At 29.6% G+C, this 25,120-nt stretch carries 20 protein-coding genes, 1 rRNA gene and 1 other annotated feature; all 21 genes read left to right on the plus strand.

The window, feature by feature from the left end; translation table 11 throughout:
* Window positions 1-98: ribosomal RNA gene (gene rrf / locus QOZ84_RS15185) — 5S ribosomal RNA — on the plus strand; the annotation flags it as partial.
* 340 nt (window positions 99-438) lie between these two features.
* The gene (locus QOZ84_RS15190) at window positions 439-3,873 is read left to right on the plus strand and encodes a pyruvate carboxylase (protein ID WP_284133778.1); all 3,435 of its coding nucleotides are present in this window, start codon (window positions 439-441) and stop codon (window positions 3,871-3,873) included.
* A 562-nt stretch (window positions 3,874-4,435) separates the two neighbouring features.
* A complete protein-coding gene (locus tag QOZ84_RS15195) occupies window positions 4,436-6,367 on the plus strand; it encodes an elongation factor G (RefSeq protein ID WP_284133779.1) in 1,932 nt (643 codons plus the stop codon).
* A gap of 216 nt (window positions 6,368-6,583) precedes the next feature.
* Window positions 6,584-9,037, plus strand: a complete 2,454-nt coding sequence (locus QOZ84_RS15200) for an ATP-dependent Clp protease ATP-binding subunit (protein WP_284133780.1) — start codon at window positions 6,584-6,586, stop codon at window positions 9,035-9,037.
* Between the two features lie 141 nt (window positions 9,038-9,178).
* On the plus strand, window positions 9,179-10,555 hold the full coding sequence (gene radA / locus QOZ84_RS15205; protein ID WP_284133781.1) for a DNA repair protein RadA: 1,377 nt from the start codon (window positions 9,179-9,181) through the stop codon (window positions 10,553-10,555).
* Window positions 10,555-11,625 carry a DNA integrity scanning diadenylate cyclase DisA gene (gene disA, locus QOZ84_RS15210; protein ID WP_284133782.1) on the plus strand — a complete coding sequence of 357 codons (1,071 nt, stop codon included), beginning with the start codon at window positions 10,555-10,557 and terminating at the stop codon, window positions 11,623-11,625. The genes radA and disA overlap by 1 nt, the downstream gene beginning before the upstream one ends.
* A gap of 91 nt (window positions 11,626-11,716) precedes the next feature.
* Window positions 11,717-12,796, plus strand: a complete 1,080-nt coding sequence (locus QOZ84_RS15215) for a PIN/TRAM domain-containing protein (protein WP_284133783.1) — start codon at window positions 11,717-11,719, stop codon at window positions 12,794-12,796.
* 80 nt (window positions 12,797-12,876) lie between these two features.
* The gene (gene ispD / locus QOZ84_RS15220) at window positions 12,877-13,560 is read left to right on the plus strand and encodes a 2-C-methyl-D-erythritol 4-phosphate cytidylyltransferase (RefSeq protein ID WP_284133784.1); all 684 of its coding nucleotides are present in this window, start codon (window positions 12,877-12,879) and stop codon (window positions 13,558-13,560) included.
* 13 nt (window positions 13,561-13,573) lie between these two features.
* Complete coding sequence (gene ispF / locus QOZ84_RS15225; RefSeq protein ID WP_284133785.1) at window positions 13,574-14,053, plus strand: 2-C-methyl-D-erythritol 2,4-cyclodiphosphate synthase; 480 nt, start codon at window positions 13,574-13,576, stop codon at window positions 14,051-14,053.
* A gap of 87 nt (window positions 14,054-14,140) precedes the next feature.
* Window positions 14,141-14,346, plus strand: a binding site (T-box leader).
* Between the two features lie 87 nt (window positions 14,347-14,433).
* Window positions 14,434-16,149 (plus strand): proline--tRNA ligase, encoded by a 1,716-nt coding sequence (locus QOZ84_RS15230; RefSeq protein ID WP_284133786.1) that lies wholly within the window; start codon window positions 14,434-14,436, stop codon window positions 16,147-16,149.
* A 301-nt stretch (window positions 16,150-16,450) separates the two neighbouring features.
* Window positions 16,451-17,932 (plus strand): glutamate--tRNA ligase, encoded by a 1,482-nt coding sequence (gene gltX, locus QOZ84_RS15235; RefSeq protein WP_284133787.1) that lies wholly within the window; start codon window positions 16,451-16,453, stop codon window positions 17,930-17,932.
* A 330-nt stretch (window positions 17,933-18,262) separates the two neighbouring features.
* Complete coding sequence (locus QOZ84_RS15240) at window positions 18,263-18,415, plus strand: hypothetical protein (RefSeq protein ID WP_284133788.1); 153 nt, start codon at window positions 18,263-18,265, stop codon at window positions 18,413-18,415.
* Window positions 18,416-18,529: 114 nt separating this feature from the next.
* Window positions 18,530-19,927: a cysteine--tRNA ligase gene (cysS, locus tag QOZ84_RS15245; RefSeq protein ID WP_284133789.1), complete on the plus strand. Its 1,398-nt coding sequence runs from the start codon at window positions 18,530-18,532 to the stop codon at window positions 19,925-19,927.
* A 2-nt stretch (window positions 19,928-19,929) separates the two neighbouring features.
* Window positions 19,930-20,325, plus strand: coding sequence for a Mini-ribonuclease 3 (locus tag QOZ84_RS15250; RefSeq protein WP_036767155.1), 396 nt, complete (start codon window positions 19,930-19,932; stop codon window positions 20,323-20,325).
* A 166-nt stretch (window positions 20,326-20,491) separates the two neighbouring features.
* On the plus strand, window positions 20,492-21,250 hold the full coding sequence (gene thyX, locus QOZ84_RS15255; RefSeq protein WP_284133790.1) for an FAD-dependent thymidylate synthase: 759 nt from the start codon (window positions 20,492-20,494) through the stop codon (window positions 21,248-21,250).
* A 12-nt stretch (window positions 21,251-21,262) separates the two neighbouring features.
* Window positions 21,263-21,997, plus strand: coding sequence for a 23S rRNA (guanosine(2251)-2'-O)-methyltransferase RlmB (gene rlmB, locus QOZ84_RS15260; protein ID WP_284133791.1), 735 nt, complete (start codon window positions 21,263-21,265; stop codon window positions 21,995-21,997).
* Window positions 21,998-22,001: 4 nt separating this feature from the next.
* Window positions 22,002-22,529 (plus strand): NYN domain-containing protein, encoded by a 528-nt coding sequence (locus tag QOZ84_RS15265; protein ID WP_284133792.1) that lies wholly within the window; start codon window positions 22,002-22,004, stop codon window positions 22,527-22,529.
* A gap of 60 nt (window positions 22,530-22,589) precedes the next feature.
* Window positions 22,590-23,237, plus strand: a complete 648-nt coding sequence (gene sigH / locus QOZ84_RS15270) for an RNA polymerase sporulation sigma factor SigH (protein ID WP_026899726.1) — start codon at window positions 22,590-22,592, stop codon at window positions 23,235-23,237.
* A 71-nt stretch (window positions 23,238-23,308) separates the two neighbouring features.
* Window positions 23,309-24,502, plus strand: a complete 1,194-nt coding sequence (gene tuf / locus QOZ84_RS15275) for an elongation factor Tu (RefSeq protein ID WP_284133793.1) — start codon at window positions 23,309-23,311, stop codon at window positions 24,500-24,502.
* A gap of 211 nt (window positions 24,503-24,713) precedes the next feature.
* Entirely contained in the window at window positions 24,714-24,863 is a 150-nt protein-coding gene (rpmG, locus tag QOZ84_RS15280; protein WP_021121979.1) for a 50S ribosomal protein L33, read from the plus strand.
* 24 nt (window positions 24,864-24,887) lie between these two features.
* Window positions 24,888-25,109, plus strand: coding sequence for a preprotein translocase subunit SecE (secE, locus tag QOZ84_RS15285; RefSeq protein ID WP_284133794.1), 222 nt, complete (start codon window positions 24,888-24,890; stop codon window positions 25,107-25,109).
* Window positions 25,110-25,120 lie beyond the last annotated feature (11 nt).

Below are 25,120 nucleotides of genomic sequence, written 5' to 3' on the forward strand. Positions count from 1 at the left end.
AGGATACACCTGTTCCCATTCCGAACACAGAAGTTAAGCTCTTTAGCGCTGATGGTACTTGGTGGGCAACTGCCTGGGAGAGTAAGACGTAGCCACGTAATCTTTTTTTGTATGAACTTATTTAAGAACTTAGAATATTTTATTCTAGGTTCTTTTTTTATTAAAAAAATCAAACTAAATCTTCAATAAAGATTAAATATAATAAAAAAATAAACAATGAATCATATAAATTATATGCGTTATTGTTTATTTTTGAATGAATACCTATCAAAAAGCTCTTAACTTTAGTTAGGTGAAAATGAGTTATATAAGTGATAAGTTATTTAGTTTGATGAATTTGTCTTACTTATTAAGAAACTTCATCAAAATCATTTAAAATTAAAGCAAAATAGGCTATACTCTTTAATAAGATAAGAATAAGGGGGTACGATTCATATTATGCTTAAAAAAATTAATAAAATACTAGTCGCAAATCGTGGAGAAATAGCAATAAGAATATTTAGGGCTTGCTCTGAATTGGGTATAAAAAGTGTAGGTATATATAGTAAAGAAGATAAGTATGGATTATTTAGGACAAAAGCAGATGAATCTTACTTAATTGGGGAAGATAAAGGGCCAATAGATGCATATTTAGATATAGATAGTATAATTGATTTAGCTAAAAGGAAAAACGTAGATGCAATCCATCCTGGATATGGATTCTTGTCTGAGAATCCAGAATTCGTTCGTAAATGTGAGGAAAATGGAATTATATTTATAGGTCCATCTGCAGATATAATGAATATGATGGGAGACAAGATTAACTCTAAACAGATATCAAAAGAAGTTGGAGTTGCTACTATTCCTGGAATAGATAAATCTATAAAAACTGTAGAAGAAGCAAAAGAAGTTGCAAAAAAAATTGGATATCCAGTAATGCTTAAAGCCTCTAATGGTGGAGGCGGTAGAGGTATGAGAGTTGTATATGACGAATCTGATTTAAAAATAGAATATAAGACTGCTTGTAGTGAATCTAAAAAAGCATTTGGTGAAGATATTATTTTTATTGAAAAATATATATCTAATCCTAAACATATAGAGGTACAAATTTTAGGAGATAAACATGGTAATATAGTGCACTTACATGAAAGAGACTGCTCAGTTCAAAGAAGGCACCAAAAAATAATCGAATATGCACCTGCTTTTTCTTTAGATGATGAATTAAGAAAAAACATATGTGATGATGCTTTAAAAATTGCTAGACATGTAGGATATGTTAATGCGGGTACGTTAGAGTTTTTAGTAGATGAAAATGGAGAGCATTATTTTATAGAGATGAACCCTAGAGTTCAAGTAGAACATACAGTAACTGAAATGATTACAGGTATAGACATAGTACAAAGTCAAATATTAATAGCACAAGGACATAAGTTAGATAGTGAAGAGATAAATATAAAATCTCAAGAAAGTATTGAAGTAAGAGGATATTCTATACAATGTAGAATAACAACTGAGGACCCTAAAAATAAATTTATGCCAGATACGGGTAAAATTCAAGTTTATAGAACTGGTTCAGGGTGTGGAATTAGATTAGATGGTGGTAATGGATTTACAGGTGCTAATATAAATCCTCATTATGACAGTTTATTGGTAAAAACTATATCTTGGGATAGAACTTTTGCAGGGGCAATAAATAAAACTGTAAGATCGATAAAAGAATTTAGGGTTAGAGGTGTTAAGACAAATATAGGATTTTTAGTAAACGTATTAAATAATCCTATATTTAAAGATGGAAAATGTAGTACTAAATTTATAGATGAAAATCCAGATTTATTTGAAATAAGGGAAAGTAAAGATAGAGGAACAAAACTTCTTCAATTTATAGGTAATGCAGTTGTAAATGAAAATAAATGTAGTGAAAAACCATTATTTGATGAATTATATGTTCCAAAGTTAAGTAAAGAAATAATAACAACAGAAGGAAGTAGAGATTTATTTAATAGATTAGGAAAAGAAAAGTATATAGAAAGTATTAAAAATGAAAGCAAATTACTTCTTACAGATACAACAATGAGAGATGCACATCAATCATTGCTTGCAACAAGACTTAGAACATATGATTTATTAAAAGTAGCTCAACCAACTAATGATTATATGAAAGATTTATTTTCTCTTGAAATGTGGGGAGGAGCTACTTATGATGTTGCATATAGATTTTTAAATGAGTCTCCATGGATTAGATTAGAAAAATTAAGAGAAGCAATACCAAATATAATGTTCCAAATGTTATTTAGAGCTTCTAATGGAGTTGGATATAAGAATTATCCTGATAATGTAATAGAAGAATTTATAAAAGAATCTGCACAAAAAGGAATAGATGTGTTTAGAATATTTGATTCTTTAAACTGGGTTGAGAATATGAAACCATCTATATCAGCAGCACTTGATACAGGTAAAATAGTAGAATCGAGTATATGTTATACAGGTGATATATTAGATAAAACAAAAACTAAATATGATTTAGAATATTATGTAAGGATGGCTCAAGAACTAGAAAGTTTAGGATCTGATATTATATGTATAAAAGATATGGCTGGGTTACTTAAGCCATATGCTGCATATACACTAATAAAAGAATTAAAGAAAAATGTAAGTACTCCTATACATTTACACACACACGATACAAGTGGAAATGGAATAGCAACTTGTTTGATGGCGTCACAAGCAGGTGTTGATATTGTAGATGGAGCACTAGAGACAATGGCAGGGTTAACAAGTCAGCCATCATTAAATGCTATAATAGAAGCTCTTAAAAATACAGAAAGAGATACAAATATAAATTTATATGGATATGAAGAGATAGGAAGCTACTATAAGGATTTAAGAAAAGTATATTCTAAATTTGAAAGTGGATTATGCAATCCTTCTGCTGAAATATATAAATATGAAATACCTGGTGGGCAATATACAAATTTAAAACCTCAAGCAGATAGCTTAGGTTTGGTTAATAAATTTGATAAAGTAAAAGAAATGTATAAAGAAGCCAATGATATTTTAGGTGATATCATAAAGGTTACGCCATCATCTAAAGTGGTAGGTGATTTAGCTATTTTCATGGTTAAAAATAACTTAACAAAGGATAATATATTAGATGAAGGTGAAAAATTATCTTTCCCTGATTCAGTACTTGATTATTGTAAGGGAATGATAGGTCAACCAGAAGGCGGTATACCAAAAGATATACAAACGATGGTGTTAAAAGGCGAAAAACCTATAGATGTAAGACCTGGAACTTTAATACCAAAAGAAGATTTTGAAAGTGTTAAGAAACATTTAGATGAAAAGTTTAACATGAATACTAATATAAGAAATATATTAAGTTATACTTTATATCCTAAAGTGTATGAAGATTATCTAAAGCACTTACAATCATATAATGATATATCTAAACTTGAAAGCCATGTATACTTCTATGGATTAAATAAGGGTGAAGAATGTGAAGTTGAGATAGAAGAAGGTAAAGTGTTAACTATAAAATTAATAGATATAGGTGAAGTTAAAGAAAATGGAACTAGAACAATAGCATTTGAATTAAATGCTATGATAAGAGAAATAGAAATAAAAGATAATAATTACTCTGGTAACATAAAAGACATAGTAAGAGCTGATATGAATGATATTTTACAAATTGGAGCTAGTATACCAGGAAAAGTGGTTGAGATTTTAGTAAAAGAAAATGAAGAAGTAAAACAAAATCAACCATTAATAGTAATTGAAGCTATGAAAATGGAAACTATAATAGTAGCTAAAACAAATGGTTTAATCAAAGAAATAAGTGTAGCTAAAAATGAATTAGTTGGAGACAAACAACTATTAATGACAATGAAAAAATAATATAAATTAACCAAAAACCTCTATATGTTTAAATAAACATAATAGAGGTTTTTGTATTTTAAGTATAAAATGTTTTTCAAGGAACAATATTAAACTATAAAAAATATTTATATATAAAAATAATATAGCATCTAATGAATAAATGGAATTATATATGAGTTCATGAATATATATTTATAAATATATATATTTTATATCACCTAAGTAATTATATTTATTTGGTAGCTTAGATAAATGTAATTTAATAGACGTTTTTAATAAAATATTTATATATTATATGATTTGTGTATTTGTAAAACTATTGTAGGAGATAATTCTATAGAAAGAGGAAAAGTATTATTATATGTAGAAGTACTTATTTGAAAGGCTTCATATTAAATATATATCAATAATTACTTGAAGTGGTTATTTCTTAGGAAATAACTATTAAATATAACACTTTAGGACCTGTAGTACAAAAGAAAAGTTGCAGACTTATCAAGAGAAAGTTATGAATAAAAGTAACTAAGAAATAGAATGTAATATATGAATTTTGTATAAATATTAAAAGGTAGGTGCTTATATGAAGGTTTATGATAACGATATGCTAAGAAACATAGCAATACTAGGCCATAGTGGTTGTGGTAAAACAAATTTAATTGAAGCTATAGCGTATACATCAAATTTAACCAATAAAATACCTAAAATAATGGATAAAGTAAATATGACATATAGTATGGGATTAGTGCCAGTTGAGTATAATGATTATAAGTATAATTTATTAGATACTCCAGGATATTTTGATTTTAGTGGTGAAGTTATATCATCTCTTAGTGCAAGTGATGCAGCTATAATAGTAATAGACGCAACAACCGACATTCAAGTTGGAACAGAAAAATCTTTAGAATTGACTCATAATATTCCTAAAATAATGTTTATAAATAAAATAGATAACGAAAAAGCTAGATATAAAGACACTTTATCTATGCTAAGAGAAAAATATGGAAATAAAGTGGTTCCTATGATTATACCTATATACAAAGACAAAGAATTCATCAAATTACATAATGTATTTGAGAATATGGATGGATTAGAGGGTGAATTTAAAGATGAAGCGGTGAGTGTAAAAGAAGCTTTAATGGAACTTATAGCTGAAACTGATGATGAAATATTAGATAAATATTTTAATGGAGAAGAATTAAGTTCAAAAGATATCCAAAAAGGTATAACGATAGGTATGCAAAGAGGGGACATAATACCTGTAATATGTGGATCAACAATAAATAATATAGGAACAGGAGAAATATTAGAAACTGTATCTAAATATTTAGAACCAAAATATAATGATTATCAAAGTAAATTTAAAGGTCAAATATTTAAAACGATAGTTGACCCCTTTATAGGCAAAATGTCTTATTTGAAAGTTATTAAAGGTGAAATAAATAAAGACATAGAAATATTTAATATAAATAAAGCAGTGAAAGATAAAATATACAATTTGTACACTATAAAAAATAAAGAACTTATAGAAGTAGATAAGGCTAAGTGTGGAGATATAGTTGTAATAACTAAAGTTAATTCATTGCAAACTGGAGACACAGTATCTTTAGATAAAGATGAAGAAGCTTTAATAGATTTAGGGTTACCTAAGCCTCAAATATATTATGCAGTACTTCCTAAAAATAAAGGTGATGAAGAAAAAGTAGGAGCAGCTTTAAATAAAATCACCGAAGAAGATCCAACTGTTAAATGGTATAGAAATTCTGAGACTAAGCAAGCACTTATAGGTGGGCAAGGCGAATTACACATAAACACCGTGAAAATTAAAATGAAAGAAAAGTTTGGTGTAGATGTAGAATTAGAGGATTTAAAAGTTGCTTATAGAGAAACAATAAAAGGAGTTGCAGATGTTCAAGGTAGACATAAGAAACAATCTGGAGGTCATGGACAATTTGGAGATGTTAAAATAAAATTTGAAAGAAGCAAAAATGATTTTGAATTTGCAGAAGCAATTTTTGGAGGATCTGTACCTAAGCAATATATACCTGCTGTAGAAAAAGGATTGAGAGATTCTATGACAAAGGGAGTGTTAGCAGGATTCCCTGTTACAAATATAAAAGCAACGCTTTATGATGGGTCATATCATGATGTAGATTCTTCAGAGATGGCCTTTAAAATGGCTGCAAATGCTGCATTTAAAAAAGGGATGGAAGAAGGACAGTCAATATTATTAGAGCCAATTATGAAATTAAAAATAATAATTCCAGAAGAATATATGGGAGATATTATGGGCGACATTAATAAAAGAAGAGGTAAAATACTTGGAATGGAATTTGATGATTATGGAAAACAAGTAATTTATGCTCAAGCACCTCAAGCTGAAACTTTTAAATATGCTATAGATTTAAGAGCTATGACCCAAGGCAGAGGGTGCTTTGAGATGGAACTAGAAAAGTATGAAGAAGTTCCAAATCAAATAGCCCAAAAGATAATAGATTGCACAAACAATAAGTAGTAAGTAGATAGTAATGGCTCCTGATATTTAAATCTGGAGCCTTATTAAATTTCAAAATAACCTTATTAAAATTTAAAATAATGGTAATAGAAAGTTAAACTTCAAAGTGTAACTTTAATATAAAAAATGCATATATATTATATATTAACCAAACATTTTATAACGTTCATAAATATGACAGATAAGTAGTTAAACATATAGAGAGGAGGAGATTGTGTGTATTTTAATAGATTTACTCAAAAGGCTAAAAAGGCAATAGATTTAAGTTTAGAGTCTGCACAAAAACTAGGTCATAAGATTGTTGGAAGTGAACATATATTATTAGGCCTTTTAAAAGAAAAAGAAGGTATAGCATCAAAAGTTTTAACTAATCTAGGATTAACAGAAGATGTATTAGAAGAAAAAATAATAGAAATAAAAGGAAAAGCAGATTTACCTGTAGCGGATATAACACTAAGCCCTAGATGTAAGCAAATATTAGAACTTTCAGGTATGTTTGCAAATAAATTAAAAAATAATTATATAGGAACAGAACATATATTACTTGCAATAGTTCAAGAAGGTGAAGGAATAGGTATTAAAATATTACAGGCACAAGGGATAGATGAAAAAGATATAGTTCAATTGATAATAGATATGATGGGACTAGATGAATATTCTGTTCAGCAGGAACAGGAAATTACTCGTTCAAATAAAGTACAAGAAGCTTCAACAAAATTATTAGATAAATACGGAAGAAATCTTACTCAGTATGCATCTCAAAATAAAATAGATCCAGTTATAGGAAGAGAAAAAGAAATTGAAAGAATAGTACAGATATTGAGTAGAAGAACAAAAAATAATCCGGTTTTAATTGGAGATCCAGGTGTTGGAAAAACATCTGTAGCAGAGGGATTAGCTATTGATATAGCAATGGGAAATGTACCAGAAAATCTTAGAAATAAAATTTTATATACATTAGATATGGGATCAATGCTTGCAGGAGCTAAATATAGAGGTGAGTTTGAAGAGAGAATAAAACAAGTTATAGATGAAGTTATAAAAAATGGTAATATAATTTTATTTATTGATGAACTACACACGATAATAGGGGCTGGGGCAACAGGAGAAAGTACAATAGATGCTTCTAATATACTTAAACCGGTATTAGCTAGAGGTGAGATACAAGTAGTAGGAGCAACCACTATAGATGAGTACAGAAAACATATAGAAAAAGACGCTGCGCTAGAAAGAAGATTTCAGCCTGTTATGATAAATGAGCCTACTAAGGAAGATACAATAAAAATATTAGAAGGTCTTAGACCTAAATATGAAGAGCATCATAGAGTTAAGATAAGCGATGAAGCTATTCATTCAGCAGTTGAGTTGTCTACAAGATATATTAATGATAGATATCTACCAGACAAAGCCATAGATTTAATTGATGAAGCTGCATCAAAAATTAGGTTAAGAAAAAGCACTCCTCCCGCTGAAATAAAAGGACTAGAAGAAGAAATTCAAATAATAATTAAAGAAAAAGAAGAAGCAGTTAAATACCAAGATTTTGAGAAAGTAGCAAAAATAAAAGACGAACAAGAGGTTCTTAAAAATCAATTAGAGGAAGTTAAACATCAATGGAATAAGATGTCTAAATACACAGATACGGTAGAGGCAGATACGATAGCAGAAGTAGTAGAGTTGTGGACAGGAATACCTGTAAACAAAATAGTAGAAGAAGAGTCTGATAGATTATTAAGGTTAGAAGAAATACTGCATGACAGAGTTGTTGGTCAAGAACAAGCTGTAAAAGCTATTTCTAACGCTATAAGAAGGTCAAGGGCAGGACTTAAGGACCCTAACAGACCAATAGGTTCATTTTTATTCCTAGGGCCAACAGGGGTTGGCAAAACAGAATTGTCTAAAGTATTAGCAGAAGTTCAATTTGGAGACCAAAATCAAGTTATAAGAATTGATATGTCAGAGTATATGGAAAAGCATGCTGTATCAAAACTTATAGGTTCTCCTCCTGGATATATAGGCTATGATGAAGGTGGGCAATTGACTGAAAAAGTTAGACGAAATCAATACTCTGTTGTTTTATTTGATGAAATAGAAAAGGCACATCCTGATGTTTTTAATATTTTATTACAGATATTAGATGATGGAAGACTTACAGATTCAAAAGGAAGAACGGTAGATTTTAAGAATACTATAATTATAATGACTTCAAATGTTGGTGCAACTAAAATAGGAAAAGAAAAATCACTGGGATTTGCTTCTATAAAAGATAAAGATGAAGAAGCTAAAACAAGTTATGAAAAAATGAAAGAAAATATAATGGGAGAATTGAAAAAAGGGTTTAGACCAGAATTTTTAAATAGAATAGACGATATAATAGTATTCCACTCATTGTTAGAATCACATATAAGTAAAATAGTAAAATTAATGACTAAAGATGTAATTAAAAGACTAAAAGATATGGATATAGATTTAGAGATAAGCGAAGATGCAGTAAAATTAATAGCAAAAGAAGGTCTTGATTTAGAATATGGAGCAAGACCATTAAAAAGAGCAATACAAAAAGAACTAGAAGATCAGTTATCTGAAGCTATATTGAGAGGTACTGTAAAAAAAGGAAGTATTGTTATAGCAGAAGTTAAAGACAATAATATAGTATTTATAAGTAAGTAGTAGTAATATATAAAGGGGGGGAGAATTACCCTCTTTTATTTTACTTATAGTAAATCTGACTATTAACTTTACATAATATACCACACATATGTTAAAATTATATAGAACTATAGAATTGTAGAAATTAAGGATGAGTTAAAAATGGCGAAAATAAAAACAAAGTATGTATGTCAAGAATGCGGTTATGAAACATCTAAATGGCTTGGAAAGTGCCCAGAATGCACCAAATGGAATACATTTGTAGAAGAGATAGAACAAAAGGGATTAAAAAAAGACGTATTTATAATAGACAAGTCTTCTTCTAAACCAGTAAAGATAAATTCTATACAAGCGAGAGAAGAAGAAAGATTTTCAACATGTATAAACGAACTAGATAGAGTACTAGGAGGAGGAGTTGTAAAAGATTCTTTAGTACTTGTAGGAGGAGATCCTGGTATAGGCAAATCAACTCTTTTAATACAGGTTTCAAGTAATGTTGCTAATTCAGGTAAAAGAGTACTTTATATATCAGGAGAAGAATCAGAGTCTCAAATAAAAATGAGAGCTCAAAGATTAGGTATTAGTTCTGATAATTTATATATATTTGCAGAAAATAATTTAAGTTTGATAGAAGCTCAATTGGAGAGTATAGATCCGCAGCTTATAATATTAGATTCTATTCAAACTGTTTATAGTCCAGAAATAGCATCAGCACCTGGTACTGTTAGCCAAATTAAAGAGGGAACTTCTAAATTTATGAAGATTTCTAAAAAAATGGGTATATCAACCTTTATAGTTGGACATGTAACTAAAGAAGGTTCACTGGCAGGGCCGAAGCTTTTAGAGCATATGGTTGATACTGTATTATATTTTGAGGGCGAGAGATACAATACGTATAGATTAGTTAGAGCTGTAAAAAATAGATTTGGGTCGACTAATGAACTTGGAGTATTTGAGATGAGGGATTTAGGATTGGTTGAGTTAGAAAATCCATCAAAAATACTTATATCAGAAAAACCAAAAGACGTAGCTGGGTCAGTAATAATATCTACGGTAGAAGGAACTAGGCCGATGTTGTTAGAATTACAAGCATTAGTATCTCCAACAAGTTTTGGTATTCCAAAGAGAACAGCAACAGGTGTAGATTATAACAGAGTATCTATGCTTTTAGCAGTTTTAGAGAAGCGTGTTGGGTTACAAATTCAAAATCAAGATGTATATTTGAATATAGTAGGTGGAATAAAGATAAATGAACCTTCTATAGATTTAGGCGTAATCATTGCGGTAGCATCTAGCTTTAAAAATATTACCGTAGATGAAAAGACAGTAGTTACAGGTGAGGTTGGTTTAACTGGAGAAGTAAGGGCTGTTAGTTACATTGAAAAAAGAGTTTCTGAATGTAAAAAATTAGGCTTTACGAAAATGGTAATTCCAAGAAATAATTATGAAGCAGTAAAAGATATAAAAGGCATAGAAATATGGCCAGTTGATAACTTAAGACAAGCTATAAACATAGTATTAGGGGGGAATAAAGAATAATGGAAGATATCTTAAATAACAAAAATGTATTGCATGCATTAAAAATGATATCTCCGGGAAGCCCATTAAGGAAAGGTTTAGAAAACGTCCTTAAAGCGAAAACAGGGGGACTTATAGTTATTGCAAATAGTGAAGAAATTATGAAAGTGGTAGATGGAGGATTTAATGTTAATGCAGAATATTCACCTGCATTTTTATATGAATTAGCCAAAATGGATGGAGCTATAGTGCTTAGTGGAGATATAAAAAAAATATTATTTGCAAATGCACAGCTTATTCCAGATTACTCTATTTTAACATCGGAAACAGGGACAAGACATAGAACAGCTGAAAGAGTAGCTAAGCAAACAGGAGCTATTGTAATAGCTATTTCTCAAAGAAGAAATGTAATAACTGTTTATAGAGAAGATCAAAAATACGCATTAGAGGAAATCTCAAAAATATTTACAAAAGCAAATCAAGCTCTTCAGACTTTAGAAAAGTATAAGTCAGTGTTAGACCAAGCTGTAATAAATTTAAATGCATTAGAATTTAATGATTTAGTAACTATATACGATGTAGCAGTTGTAATTCAAAAAATGGAAATGGTAATGAGAATTACAAATATAATTGAAAAATATGTAATTGAGCTAGGAAAAGAAGGTACATTAGTTAGCATGCAATTAGAAGAATTAATGGGAACTACTAGAAGTGACCAAAAATTAATATTTAAAGATTACAGTAGACAAAATGTAGATATATTAGACTTTAAGAAAAAAATAAAGAGTCTTTCTCCAGAAGAACTGATAGATTTACCTAATATGGCCAAATTATTAGGATATAGCGGTTTTTCAGAAAATCTAGATATGGCTATAAGACCTAGAGGATATAGAATTCTTAATAAAATACACAGGTTACCGGCAGCAATTATAGATAATTTAGTTAATTATTTTGATAATTTCCATGAGATACTAAATGCATCTATTGAAGATTTAGATTATGTTGAAGGTATTGGTGAAATTAGAGCAACTTATATTAAAAATGGACTTATAAAAATGAAACAATTGGTATTATTAGATAGACACATATAATATGTTTTACCACTTTGTTCTTGAATAATTTAGGTATTATGGATTATAATAAAAAAATATATAAATAAATATATAACCAGGGGGTGAAGAGTTGATACAAAAAATAACAAGAATTATAATTGCTATACTTGGATTTACTGTAGGTATTACTACATATTCTACATTAATGAAACAATTTCCAGTTCTTACGTTTGGAACAGATGTAAATGGCATCATAGCATCTGTGTCAGTTGGGATAATTATAGGGCTTATATTCTATGCGATAGAGCCTTGGGTTATAAATAAATTTAAAGATTTTGCTAAAGTTATGGATAAAGAAATATCTAAATATCCTCAGACCGATATATTATTGGGATCTATAGGTCTTATAGTAGGGTTTGTTATAGCTTACTTAGTGAGTGGATTAGTAAACTCAGTTCCAATAGTAGGAGGAATACTATCATTAGTTACATATGGATTTATGGGTTACCTAGGAATTAGGGTAGCACTTAAAAGTAAAGATGATTTATTTAACTTAAATAAGCTTGGAAGATTGACATCAATGAAAGAAAAAGGAACTAAAAAAGAAGTTAAGGCTATACCACCTAAGGTACTAGATACTAGTGTAATAATAGATGGTAGAATAGCTGATATATGTAAAACAGGTTTTATTGAGGGAAAACTTGTTATACCAGAGTTTGTATTAGATGAGTTAAGACACATAGCGGATTCTTCTGATGATTTAAAAAGAGTTAGAGGAAGAAGAGGTTTAGATATATTAAATATAATAAAAGAAGAACTACAAATAGAAGTTGAAATAAGCAAATCTGATTTTAATGATATAGCTGAAGTAGATATGAAACTTTTAAAATTAGCTAGCGTTTTAAATGGTAAAGTAGTTACTAATGATTATAACTTAAATAAAGTAGCTCAAGTTCAAGGTGTTGAAGTTTTAAATATTAATGAACTAGCTAATGCTGTTAAGCCAGTTGCAATACCAGGAGAAGAAATGATAGTGCAAGTGGTTAAAGAAGGTAAAGAAAATAGTCAAGGTATTGCATACCTTGATGATGGAACAATGATAGTTGTAGACGGAGGAAGAAAGCACATGGGCGAAACTATAAGGGTTTTAGTTACATCAGTGCTACAAACGCCTGCAGGAAGAATGATATTTGGAAAACCAAAGAATTAGTATATTAAAAAGTCTCCGTATTTTCGGAGACTTTTTATAGTAGAATAAGGTAAAGATATAATTTACAAAGAGGTGAATATATGAACGGAGTTGTTATAGTAGCAGCAGGGACTGGAAGTAGAATGAAAATGGAAATAAATAAGCAATTTATAAAACTTAATGAAAAAGAAATAATTGCTTATACAATTGAAAAATTCTACAAACATAAAAATATACAAGATATAGTTGTTGTAATAAAAGAAGAAGAAGCTGAATTTTTCAAAGAAAATATATTAAAAAAATACAAATTTGAAAATATAAAAATAGCTTATGGTGGAAATGAAAGACAAGACTCTGTATATAATGGATTAAAATTATTAGATAATAAATGCGATACAGTATTAATTCATGATGGAGCAAGACCGTTTGTTTCAGGATACACTATAGATAAAAGTATAGAAGAAGTTAAAAAGCATAAAGCTGTAGTAGTAGGTGTTAGGGTTAAAGATACAATAAAAGTGATAAATGATAAAAATGATATAATTGATACACCTGATAGAAGTAAGCTTTGGGCAGTTCAAACACCTCAAACATTCGATTACAATATACTATTAAAGTCTTATGAAGATGCATTTGAAAATGGATTTTACGGTACAGATGATGCTATGTTAGTGGAACGTATAGGATATAAAGTTAAAATGGTAGAAGGGTCGTACAATAATATAAAAATTACTACTCAAGAGGATATAAATATAGGAACTCAAATATTAAAAATTCAAGATTAATAGGAGGTAGAAAATGAGAATTGGATCAGGATATGATGTACATAAATTAGTTGAGGGAAGAAAATTAATAATAGGTGGAGTTCATGTTCCACATGAAACAGGATTATTAGGTCACTCTGATGCCGATGTATTAGTTCATGCAGTGATGGATTCAATATTAGGGGCACTAGCATTAGGCGACATCGGTAAACATTTCCCTGATACTGATGAAAAATATAGGGGTGCTGATAGTATAAAATTATTAGAATTTGTTTATAATTTAATAAAGGATAAGGGATATGTTATAGGAAACATAGACTGTACAATAATAGCACAAAGTCCTAAAATGGCACCTCATATACAAAATATGAGAGAAAATATATGCAAAGCTTTAAATACAGATATAAATAATATAAATGTCAAAGCAACTACAGAAGAAGGACTTGGATTCACAGGAAGCAAGCTAGGTATTGCAGCGCAGAGTATATGTTTGTTAGTTAAAGTTGACAACTAATATTAAATAATATATTATTATATTTAATAAGATACATTTATACAAAATAGTAAACTTATTTATATAAATGTATATACTAAATTATAATAAAAAGCTATGATAAAGAAATAGTAGAGGGTTAAAGCTTCACAGAGAGGAAACGTTGGTGAGAGTTTCTAAGAATAAATCTTTGAACCAATCTTTTAGCATAAAAGCGTTAAAAAGCTTTTACGGTAGAGACCGTTATATCTCCTAAAGAGAGCCTTATGGCTAACTAGAGTGGTACCGCGGAAATTCAACCTTTCGTCTCTATACTATGTATAGAGGCGAGAGGTTTTTTTAATTTATAAAGTCAAAAAAGTAACAAAAAATAAAATCATAAAAATAGGAGGAAGTTTAATATGAAAATGTCAAAGATGTTAATGCCAACTTTAAGAGAAGTTCCAAATGATGCAGAAATAACAAGTCATCAGTTAATGTTAAGAGCAGGTATGATAAAGAAAATGTCTTCAGGGGTATACAACCAATTACCAATGGGATTAAGAGTTTTCAAAAAAATAGAAGCTATAATAAGAGAAGAGTTAGAAAAGAAAGGTTGCCAAGAAATACTATGTGCAGGATTAATACCAGCAGAACTTTGGAAAGAATCTGGTAGATGGGATGTAATGGGAGCTGAAATGATGAGATTAAAGGATAGAAATGCAAGAGATTTCTGTCTTGGACCAACTCATGAGGAAGTATTTACAGACATAATAAGACAAGAGATAAATTCATATAAACAACTTCCACTAAACTTATATCAAATACAAGTTAAGTATAGAGATGAAAGAAGACCAAGATTTGGCGTTATGAGAACTAAGACTTTTACAATGAAAGATGCATACAGCTTTGACGTAGATGAAGCGGGATTAGACAAATCATACCAAGATATGTTTGAAGCTTATACAAGTATATTTGCTAGATGTGGATTAGAAAACAGTCCAGTTCAAGCAGATTCAGGAGCTATAGGTGGTTCAACTTCAGCTGAATTCATGGTTAAATCAGAAGTTGGAGAAGATGAAATAGTATTCTGTAGTGGTTGTGATTATGCTGCTAATATTGAGAAGGCAGAATCAGTAAACACAGTTCCAGCAAAAGAAGAAATGAGAGAATTAAACCCAGTTCATACTCCAGGAGTTCATACTATAGAAGAGTTAGAAACATTCTTTAATGTATCAGCAGACAAATTTGCTAAAACATTAATATATGAAGCTGATGGAAAAACAGTAGTAGTTTTAGTAAGAGGAGATAGAGAAGTAAATGAAGTAAAAGTTTGCAATGCTATAGGTGAGGTTATAGAATTTGATCTTGCAAGAGAAGAAATTGTAAATGAATTAACTAATGCAGAAGTAGGATTTGCTGGTCCAATAGGAATTAAGGCAGATTATATATTTATAGATAAAGAAGTAGCAGAGCAAAGTAACATAGGTGTAGGTGGAAATAAAACAGATTATCATATACAAAATGCTAACTATGGAAGAGATTTCGAGGGCGTTGTAGGAGATTTTAGAAATGTACAAAAAGGTGATAAATGTACTTGTTGTGGTGCTGATTTAGAGATAGCTAGAGGAGTAGAAGTTGGTCATATATTTAAATTAGGGACTAAGTATTCTGAAACTATGGGAGCTAACTTTATAGACAATGACGGTAAATCTAAGCCAATAGTAATGGGATGTTATGGAATAGGTGTAGAGAGAACAGCTGCAGCTATAATAGAACAACATCATGATGAAAATGGTATAGTATGGCCATTAGCTATAGCACCATATCAATTAGTAGTTGTACCAGTAAATATAAAGAAAGCAGAACATATGGAAGCTGCACAAAATATATACAGTGAATTACAAGCTATGGGTGTAGAAGTTTTACTAGATGATAGAGATGAAAGAGCTGGAGTTAAATTTAAAGATGCTGAGTTAATAGGGATACCAATGAGAATAACAGTTGGTAAAGATATAACTGAAGGTAAAGTAGAATTTAAATTAAGAGACGCAGATGAAAAAGAATTATTAACTTTAGAAGACATAAAATCAAGAGTAGAATCTGAATTTGTAAAGAATAACGTAAAGTTAGGTTAGTATAAATTAAAAATAGTATATATAATCCACGGAGTTATTAACATATTCGATTAAAATGTGGATATATATACTATTTTAACTATGTCAGAAATTAAGTTATCCACAAAATGAATGTAGAAAATAATAGATTTTTATCATATAATGAATTATATTAATTTGAGGATATCGATAATTATTATTCCAAAGAGTTCGTAAGGAATTCCTAATAGAATATTTTTTTGCATTTGCTGGATATAATAAAAATAAAATATACATTATTTTGATATTATAAATATAGACGATAATTATAGGAGGTAACAAAATGAGCGTAAGAGTAAGATTTGCTCCAAGTCCAACAGGGTTTGTTCATATAGGTAGTTTAAGAACAGCTTTATACAACTATTTATTTGCAAAAAAAATGGGTGGAGAATACATATTAAGAGTAGAAGATACAGACCAAACAAGATTAGTTGATGGTGCAATAGAAAACATGCTTACTGGTATGGCTTGGGGTGGAGTTAACCACACTGAAGGTGTTGTACTAGATGAGAATGGAAACATAACTCAAAAAGGTGAATATGGTCCATACATACAATCAGAAAGATTAGATATATACAAAGACTATATAAGCCAATTATTAGATAATGGACAAGCGTATTACTGCTTCTGTACAAAAGAGAGATTAGATGAAGTAAGAGAAAAGCAAAAAGAAGCTGGAGAAACTCCAAAATACGATGGTCATTGTAGAGACCTTACTAAAGAAGAAGTTGAAGCTAAGATAGCAGCAGGAGTTCCTCATGTTATAAGACTAAGATTACCAGAAAACCATGTTATAAAGTTTACTGACTTAGTTAGAGGAGAAACTGAATTCAATACTAATGATTTAGACGATCAAGTTTTAATAAAAACTGATGGATTCCCAACTTACCACTTTGCAGTTGTAGTTGATGACCATTTAATGAAAATAACTCATGTTATAAGAGGAGAAGAATGGGTTTCTTCAACTCCAAAACATGTTTACTTATATGAAGCATTTGGATGGGAAGCTCCAACATTTGTACATTTACCAAATATACTTAATAGTGAGAAGAAAAAATTAAGTAAAAGACATGGTGATGTTGCAGTTGAAGATTTCAAGAAAAAAGGATATTTACCAGACGGATTAATAAACTATGTTGCATTAGTTGGATGGTCTCCAGAAGATAATCAAGAAATATTCTCTATGGAAGAATTAGAAAATGCATTCTCTGTAGAAAGAGTATCTAAGAGTGGTGGAGTATTTGATACTGAAAAATTAAACTGGGTTAACCAACATTATATAAAAGATGCAGATGATGCTTATTTAACAGATTTAGCATTACCATTTTTAGTTGAAGCTGGATTTATAACGGAAGAAGAAGCTACTACTAAGTACGATTTCTTAAAAGGAATGGTATCAGTTCTTAAAGAAAAATTACAATATGTAAAAGAAATAACTGAACATGCTAACATATTCTTTGGAAATGAAGTCAACTTAGAAACTGAAGAATGTAGGGAATTTTTAAAATTAGAACATATGCCAACTTTAATAGATGTATTATTAGATAAGATAGAAATCGCAGAAGTTGTAGATGAAGCATTTGTAAAAGCTATGTTTAAAGAAATACAAAAAGAACACGGTATAAAAGGTAAAAATTTATTCATGGGTTCTAGAATAGTATTAACTGGACAAATGCATGGACCAGACTTACCAAAAACTATGGAAGTATTAGGAAAGCAAAATTGTTTAGATAGAATATCATACGTAAAAAATAATATTTTATAATAAAAAATCCACCTTTTTCAAGGTGGGTTTTTTTGTCTTTATATAGCTAAGAATTTAAACATATCTTTAATGAATTTAGCATTTGAAATGTCTTAAGTACTAACTAATTCTCAAAAAATAGTTGTCCATCTTACATATCATAATATTTGTTACATTTTATCATTAATTAGTGAATTAAACTTTTGTGTAGTTTTTTGATGAAAACATTTAGATGGCTAAGTAAAGGAATTTAGATTAATTAATGTAATATATTAACACAGAGAAAAATATTGATTAGAAAAATAACTATTATAAATAGATTGGATTGGTTTTAATATAAGGGGGATAATTATGTATAGTAGCATAGATGATGTCAAAAAAGAATTAAAAGAATTATGTAGCGAGTATATAAATATACTTGAGGAACTAAAACAAGAAGATATAATAACTAAAGAGACTTTTGAAATATGTAGTTCAAATAAAATTTCATTTTTGGAAGAATAAAATTAATTTTAATAAAGAGGACATAATACTAATACTATTAATTGTGTGTGTTTTAAACTATAATATATTATAGAATATTTATTAAAAGATATAACAATCAGTGAGGTGATGAGTGTGAAATTATATAATACATTAACTAGATCAAAAGAAGAATTTGTACCATTAGAAGAAGGAAAGGTAAAAATGTATGTGTGTGGTCCTACAGTATATAACTATATTCATATAGGAAATGCAAGACCATTTATAATATTTGATACTTTAAGAAGATATTTAGAGTACAGAGGTTATGATGTTACATATGTACAAAACTTTACAGATGTTGATGATAAAATAATCAAAAGAGGACACGAAGAGCAAATATCTCCAGAAGATGTTGCAAATAAGTATATAGATGAATACTTTGTAGATGCAGATGGACTAGGAATAAAAAGAGCAAATGTTCATCCTAGAGTAACAGATAATATACAACAGATAATAGATTTTGTTAAGGAATTAGAGAAAAAAGGATATGCATATGAAGTAAATGGAGATGTTTACTTTGATACTAAGAAATTTGAAGGATATGGAAAGCTTTCTAAACAAAATCAAGATGACTTAGAAGCTGGTTCAAGAATAGAAGTAAATGATCAAAAAAGACATCCAATGGACTTTGTTCTTTGGAAGTCAAAGAAAGATGGAGAACCAGGATGGGAAAGTCCTTGGGGAGAAGGTAGACCAGGATGGCATATAGAATGTTCAGTTATGTCTAATAGATACCTAGGTGAAACTATAGATATACATGCTGGAGGACAAGATTTAGCATTCCCACATCATGAAAATGAAATAGCACAAAGTGAAGCTAGAAGTGGAAAGACATTCTCTAATTATTGGGTTCATAATGGTTATATAAATATAAATAATGAAAAAATGAGTAAATCAAAAGGGAATTTCTTCACAGTAAGAGATATATCTAAAGCATATGACTTAGAGATAGTTAGATTCTTTATGTTGTCAGCTCATTATAGAAATCCAGTTAACTTTAGTGATGAAATGCTTGCACAAGCTAAAGCTGGACTTGAAAGATTATACAATGCAAAAGAAAAATTAGAGTTTACTATAAATAACTTAAAAGAATCTAATATATCTGAAACAGAAAAAAATCTTGAAACTGAATTAAACACTTATAGAGCTAAATTTATAAGTGCTATGGAAGATGATTTAAATACAGCAGATGCTGTAAGTGTTATATTCGAATTATCTAAATTTATAAATTCTAATATAGATGAAAATTCTTCTTTAGAATTTGCTAAAAAATGTTTAGAAGAATTTAATGAATTAACTTCTGTATTAAACATAGTAAATAAGAAAAATGAAGATATAGTAGATGAGGAAATAGAAAACCTTATACAAAAAAGAGTAGATGCTAAGAAGAACAAAGATTTTAAATTAGCAGATAACATAAGAGTAGAATTACTAGACAAAGGCATAATCTTAGAAGATACTAGACAAGGAACTAAGTGGAAAAGAGCATAATTATGAATAAAATAGAATTGATTACTATGTCTCCATTAGTGTTAGCTTATATAGGAGACACTGTATATGAAACACAAATAAGAGAATACTTAATAACAAAAAATATAAATAAAAAAGTTAATGATCTTCATAAGTCAGCAGTTAAATATGTTAAGGCAAAAGCTCAAGCAAGTATAATGCATGAAATAGAAGAACAATTAACAGAAGAAGAACTTAGAATTTACAAAAGGGGAAGAAATCAAAAATCACATACTTCTCCTAAAAATGCAGATATGATAGATTACAAACAAGCAACTGGATTTGAAGCATTAGTTGGATACTTGCATTTAGGAAATGAACATGAAAGACTACAGTATATAATTACTGAAGGTATAAAAATAATAGAAAAAAACATGTAATAAAAAAGTATTGCTTATGATAAGCAATACTTTTTTATAGCATTAAAATTAATATATTTTTATTGAAATAAGTTACACCTAAATTTAAAAATAGTGTTATTATAAATTATATTATAAGTGATGTATAATATAATTTATAAATTATGAAGAGAGAGAGGATTAGAGAATGAAAGTAAAATTATTATCTCATACACCGGAGCCAGAAAAAGTTATATCTATGGCTGCTAAATTGTGTTACTCAAGTGTTGGAGTTGAAGAAATAGAAGAAAATTTGACAGAAGAAAGTGTTAACAAATTCTTAAATATGTTAATAAACATAGGTCATGAATCTCCTTTAGAGCATGTTTCATTTACATTTGCCGTAGAAGGGATATCTAGAGCTTGTTCACATCAAATAGTTAGACACAGAATAGCTAGTTACTCTCAACAAAGTCAAAGATACGTAAAGTTAAATCAATTTGAATACATAATTCCTCAGGAAATAAATGAAATAAAAGAAGCTAGAGAACTATTTATAGATTCAATGAAGAAAGATCAAGAAGTATATGACAAGTTAGTAGATATATTATTTGAAAAACATTATAATAATTTAATAGAAAATGGAAAAAATGAAAAAGAAGCTAAAAGAGATGCTGAAAAAAAGGCAATAGAAGATGCTAGATATGTATTCCCAAATGCTTGTGAAACTAAAATGGTATTTACTATGAATACAAGAAGTTTATATAACTTCCTAGATCATAGATGTTGTGAAAGAGCACAATGGGAAATAAGAGAGTTAGCAACAGAGATGTTAAAAGAGTTAAAAAAAGCAGCTCCAATATTATTTAAAAATAGTGGACCTAACTGTGTAAAAGGATCTTGTCCTGAAGGAAATATGACATGCGGCAAGATGCCTAGCATAAGAGAAAAATTTAAGAATTTGTAGGCGGTGGAAGAATTGGCAATAATAGAAGGAAGAAATCCAGTAATAGAAGCAATAAAAAATGACAGAGAAATAGATAAGATAATGGTAGCAAATTCTGCTAAAGAAGGTTCTATCAAGAAAATAATAGGTATGGCTAAAGAAAAAAATATAATAATACAATATGTTGATAGAAATAAATTAGATGAAATAAGTACTAGCCACTCACATCAAGGAGTTATGGCACAAGTAAGTGAACATAAATATCATGAATTAGATGATTTAATAGCAAGTGTTAAAGAAAAAGGGGAAGATCCATTCTTTATAATATTAGATGAAATAACAGACCCTCACAATCTTGGAACAATAATAAGAACAGCTGATGCAGTAGGTGCTCATGGTGTAATAATACCAAAGAGAAGATCTGTACATATAACTCCAACTGTAGTTAAAGCTTCAGCAGGCGCTATAGAATACGTACCGGTTTGTAAGGTTACTAATATAGTAAACACTATAAAAAAATTAAAAGAAGAAGGACTATGGATAGCAGCAGCAGACATGGACGGAGAAGTTTTCTATAAACAAAACCTTACAGGAGCATTAGGATTAGTTATAGGAAGCGAAGGATTTGGGATATCTAGATTAGTTAAAGAAAATTGTGATTTTACAGTTAAAATGCCTATGATAGGGAATGTAACATCATTAAATGCATCTGTAGCAGGTGGAATTCTTCTTTATGAGATATTCAAGCAAAGATCAGGTCTAAAGTAAATTAATGAGAAGGAATATAAAAAGTTATCTGATAGTTGATGGCTACAATATTATAAATGCATGGGATGAGTTAAAATATATAGCTAAGACAGATTTAGAAGATGCTAGAGAGAAATTGATAGATGTTATTATTGAATATGCTGAATTCACAGGAAGAAAAGCTATAGTGGTTTTTGATGCTTATAATGTTAAGAATAGTAGAGAAACTGTAGAGAATAGAAAATATATAACTGTAGTTTACACAAGAGAACATCAGACAGCAGATAGTTACATAGAAAAATTTATTACCTCATTATCTAAATATGACGATGTGAAAGTTGCCACTAATGATTATGCAGAACAACAAATAATATTAGGAAAAGGTGCAAGTAGAATATCGGCTAGAGAGTTAAAATTAGACTTAGACCAAGCAAAAAATAGGATGAAGCAAAAAAATAGTAGTGAGACTAAAAAAATTCAGCGAAATTGGTTAGAAGAAAGGTTAGATAAAGAAACATTGTCGAAACTTGAGAACATTCGTAGAATGCATTGAAACTACTACATCCATTGGTTTATAATATAGCTATGAAAATGTTTTATGGGGGAGATATACATGTTGGTAGCTAATGATAAAGGATATGAGTTAATAGACAATTGTCAGCAAGATGAATACGAGATAGTATTAAAAGCAAGTGATGGGGATAAAATAGCACTAGAATACATTATTACAAAATATAAAAACTTCGTAAAAGCTAAAGCGAAGTCATATTTTTTAATAGGTGCAGACAAAGAAGATATAATTCAAGAAGGTATGATAGGACTTTATAAAGCGGTTAGAGATTTTGATGGAAGCAAGACTAATTCATTTAAATGTTTTGCTGAGATATGTATAACGAGGCAAATAATAACAGCTATAAAGACGGCAACAAGACAAAAGCATATACCGCTTAATTCTTATGTGTCTTTAAATAAACCTATATACGATGAAGAATCAGACAGAACACTTTTGGATATAATCGCTACGAGTATAGTAACTGATCCAGAGGAATTGATAATAAGTAAGGAAGAGTTAAAACGCATTGAATCTAAAATGAATGAATTGTTAAGTGACTTAGAACAAGAGGTACTAGAGCTGTACTTAAATGGAAAGTCATATCAGTACATAGCGGACAAGCTTGAAAGAGATGTAAAATCAATAGATAATGCTCTTCAGAGAGTTAAGAGAAAATTAGAAAAACATCTTGAAAACAGAAATGATTAATAGTAAAATACTTACAATAAGCTTATTATAAGCGTATTAATTTATATCATAAAAACAGGAGGTATTTCAAAATGGCTAAAGCTAAATTTGAAAGAAATAAACCACACGTTAATATAGGAACTATAGGACACGTTGACCATGGTAAAACTACATTAACTGCTGCAATAACTAAAACGTTATTCGACAGATATCAATTAGGAGAAGCAGTAGACTTCGCTAATATAGATAAAGCTCCAGAAGAAAGAGAAAGAGGAATCACAATATCAACAGCTCACGTTGAGTATGAAACTCCAAACAGACATTACGCTCACGTTGACTGTCCAGGACATGCTGACTACGTTAAGAATATGATAACAGGAGCAGCTCAAATGGATGGTGCTATATTAGTTTGTTCAGCAACTGATGGACCAATGCCTCAAACAAGAGAGCATATACTATTATCAAGACAAGTTGGGGTACCTTACATAGTGGTATTCTTAAACAAATGTGACGTAGTAGATGACGAAGAATTATTAGAGTTAGTTGAAATGGAAGTAAGAGACTTATTAAACGAGTACGAATTCCCAGGTGATGACACTCCAATAATCCAAGGATCTGCTTTAATGGCATTACAAGATACTTCTTCTACATGGGGAGATAAAATAATAGAATTATTCGAGCAAATAGATACTTATATACCAGAGCCAGAAAGAGATGTTGATAAAAACTTCTTAATGCCAGTAGAAGATGTATTCTCTATAACAGGTAGAGGAACAGTTGCTACAGGTAGAGTAGAAAGAGGAGTATTAAAGGTTCAAGATGAAGTTGAATTAGTCGGTTTATCTGAAGAGCCAAGAAAAATGGTAGTAACAGGAGTAGAAATGTTCAGAAAATTATTAGATCAAGCACAAGCTGGAGATAATATAGGAGCATTAATAAGAGGGGTACAAAGAAACGAAATCGAAAGAGGACAAGTATTAGCTAAGCCAGGAACAGTTAAAGCACATACAAAATTCATGGCAGAAGTATACGTTCTTAAAAAAGAAGAGGGTGGAAGACATACTCCATTCTTCGATGGATACAGACCACAGTTCTACTTCAGAACAACAGATGTTACAGGAGCTTGTAAATTACCAGAAGGAATAGAGATGGTAATGCCAGGAGATAACGTAACTATGGCAGTTGAGTTAATAAACTCAATATGTGTTGAAGAAGGATTAAGATTCGCAATAAGAGAAGGTGGAAGAACAGTAGCATCAGGTGTTGTTGCTTCTATAGTTGAGTAATTTCTTATATACGATTAATCAATAGATAAAAGAGGGGGATTATACTCCTCTTTTTTTAACTTGAAAACTACAAAAACATTGACACGACTATTATTTTGTGATAACTTATACAAGGTAATACTCAGGAAGGTAATAGTACCTTAATGATACTAATTGAGGTATTATCTTAATAATATATATTATTGTATTAACAAAGTTGGAGGTGTAGCAGATGAGAGTTAAAGTAACTTTAGCATGTACAGAATGTAAGCAAAGAAACTACAATACTACTAAGAACAAGAAGAATAACCCAGACAGAATAGAATTACAAAAATACTGTAGATTTTGTAAGAAGCATACTGCGCATAAAGAAACAAAATAGTTTTTTATAAGGATGTGAGTGTGAGTGGCTGCCCAAGTAAATCAAGGCATAAAAACTAAAAAAAGATTCAGTTTAATTTCATATACAAAAGAGACTAAGCAAGAATTAAAAAGAGTTTCGTGGCCAACAAAACAAGAATTACTTAAAAATACAGGGGTGGTTTTAACTGTAGTTATTTCATCTACTATATTAGTGTGGGTTTTAGATAGTGTATTATCTGGTGCACTAGGGCTGATACTAAAATAGACAAAAAGGAG

Source organism: Romboutsia sedimentorum, from assembly GCF_030131845.1.
Taxonomy (GTDB): domain Bacteria; phylum Bacillota; class Clostridia; order Peptostreptococcales; family Peptostreptococcaceae; genus Romboutsia_D; species Romboutsia_D sedimentorum.

Coding starts and splice junctions, on each gene's coding strand:
- ispF (WP_284133785.1), top strand. CDS start 13,574: ATGAGAATTGGATCAGGATATGATGTACATAAATTAGTTGAGGGAAGA.
- thyX (WP_284133790.1), top strand. CDS start 20,492: ATGAAAGTAAAATTATTATCTCATACACCGGAGCCAGAAAAAGTTATA.
- QOZ84_RS15230 (WP_284133786.1), top strand. CDS start 14,434: ATGAAAATGTCAAAGATGTTAATGCCAACTTTAAGAGAAGTTCCAAAT.
- gltX (WP_284133787.1), top strand. CDS start 16,451: ATGAGCGTAAGAGTAAGATTTGCTCCAAGTCCAACAGGGTTTGTTCAT.
- tuf (WP_284133793.1), top strand. CDS start 23,309: ATGGCTAAAGCTAAATTTGAAAGAAATAAACCACACGTTAATATAGGA.
- QOZ84_RS15265 (WP_284133792.1), top strand. CDS start 22,002: ATGAGAAGGAATATAAAAAGTTATCTGATAGTTGATGGCTACAATATT.
- ispD (WP_284133784.1), top strand. CDS start 12,877: ATGAACGGAGTTGTTATAGTAGCAGCAGGGACTGGAAGTAGAATGAAA.
- QOZ84_RS15190 (WP_284133778.1), top strand. CDS start 439: ATGCTTAAAAAAATTAATAAAATACTAGTCGCAAATCGTGGAGAAATA.
- sigH (WP_026899726.1), top strand. CDS start 22,590: ATGTTGGTAGCTAATGATAAAGGATATGAGTTAATAGACAATTGTCAG.
- QOZ84_RS15250 (WP_036767155.1), top strand. CDS start 19,930: ATGAATAAAATAGAATTGATTACTATGTCTCCATTAGTGTTAGCTTAT.
- QOZ84_RS15195 (WP_284133779.1), top strand. CDS start 4,436: ATGAAGGTTTATGATAACGATATGCTAAGAAACATAGCAATACTAGGC.
- disA (WP_284133782.1), top strand. CDS start 10,555: ATGGAAGATATCTTAAATAACAAAAATGTATTGCATGCATTAAAAATG.
- radA (WP_284133781.1), top strand. CDS start 9,179: ATGGCGAAAATAAAAACAAAGTATGTATGTCAAGAATGCGGTTATGAA.
- rpmG (WP_021121979.1), top strand. CDS start 24,714: ATGAGAGTTAAAGTAACTTTAGCATGTACAGAATGTAAGCAAAGAAAC.
- QOZ84_RS15240 (WP_284133788.1), top strand. CDS start 18,263: ATGTATAGTAGCATAGATGATGTCAAAAAAGAATTAAAAGAATTATGT.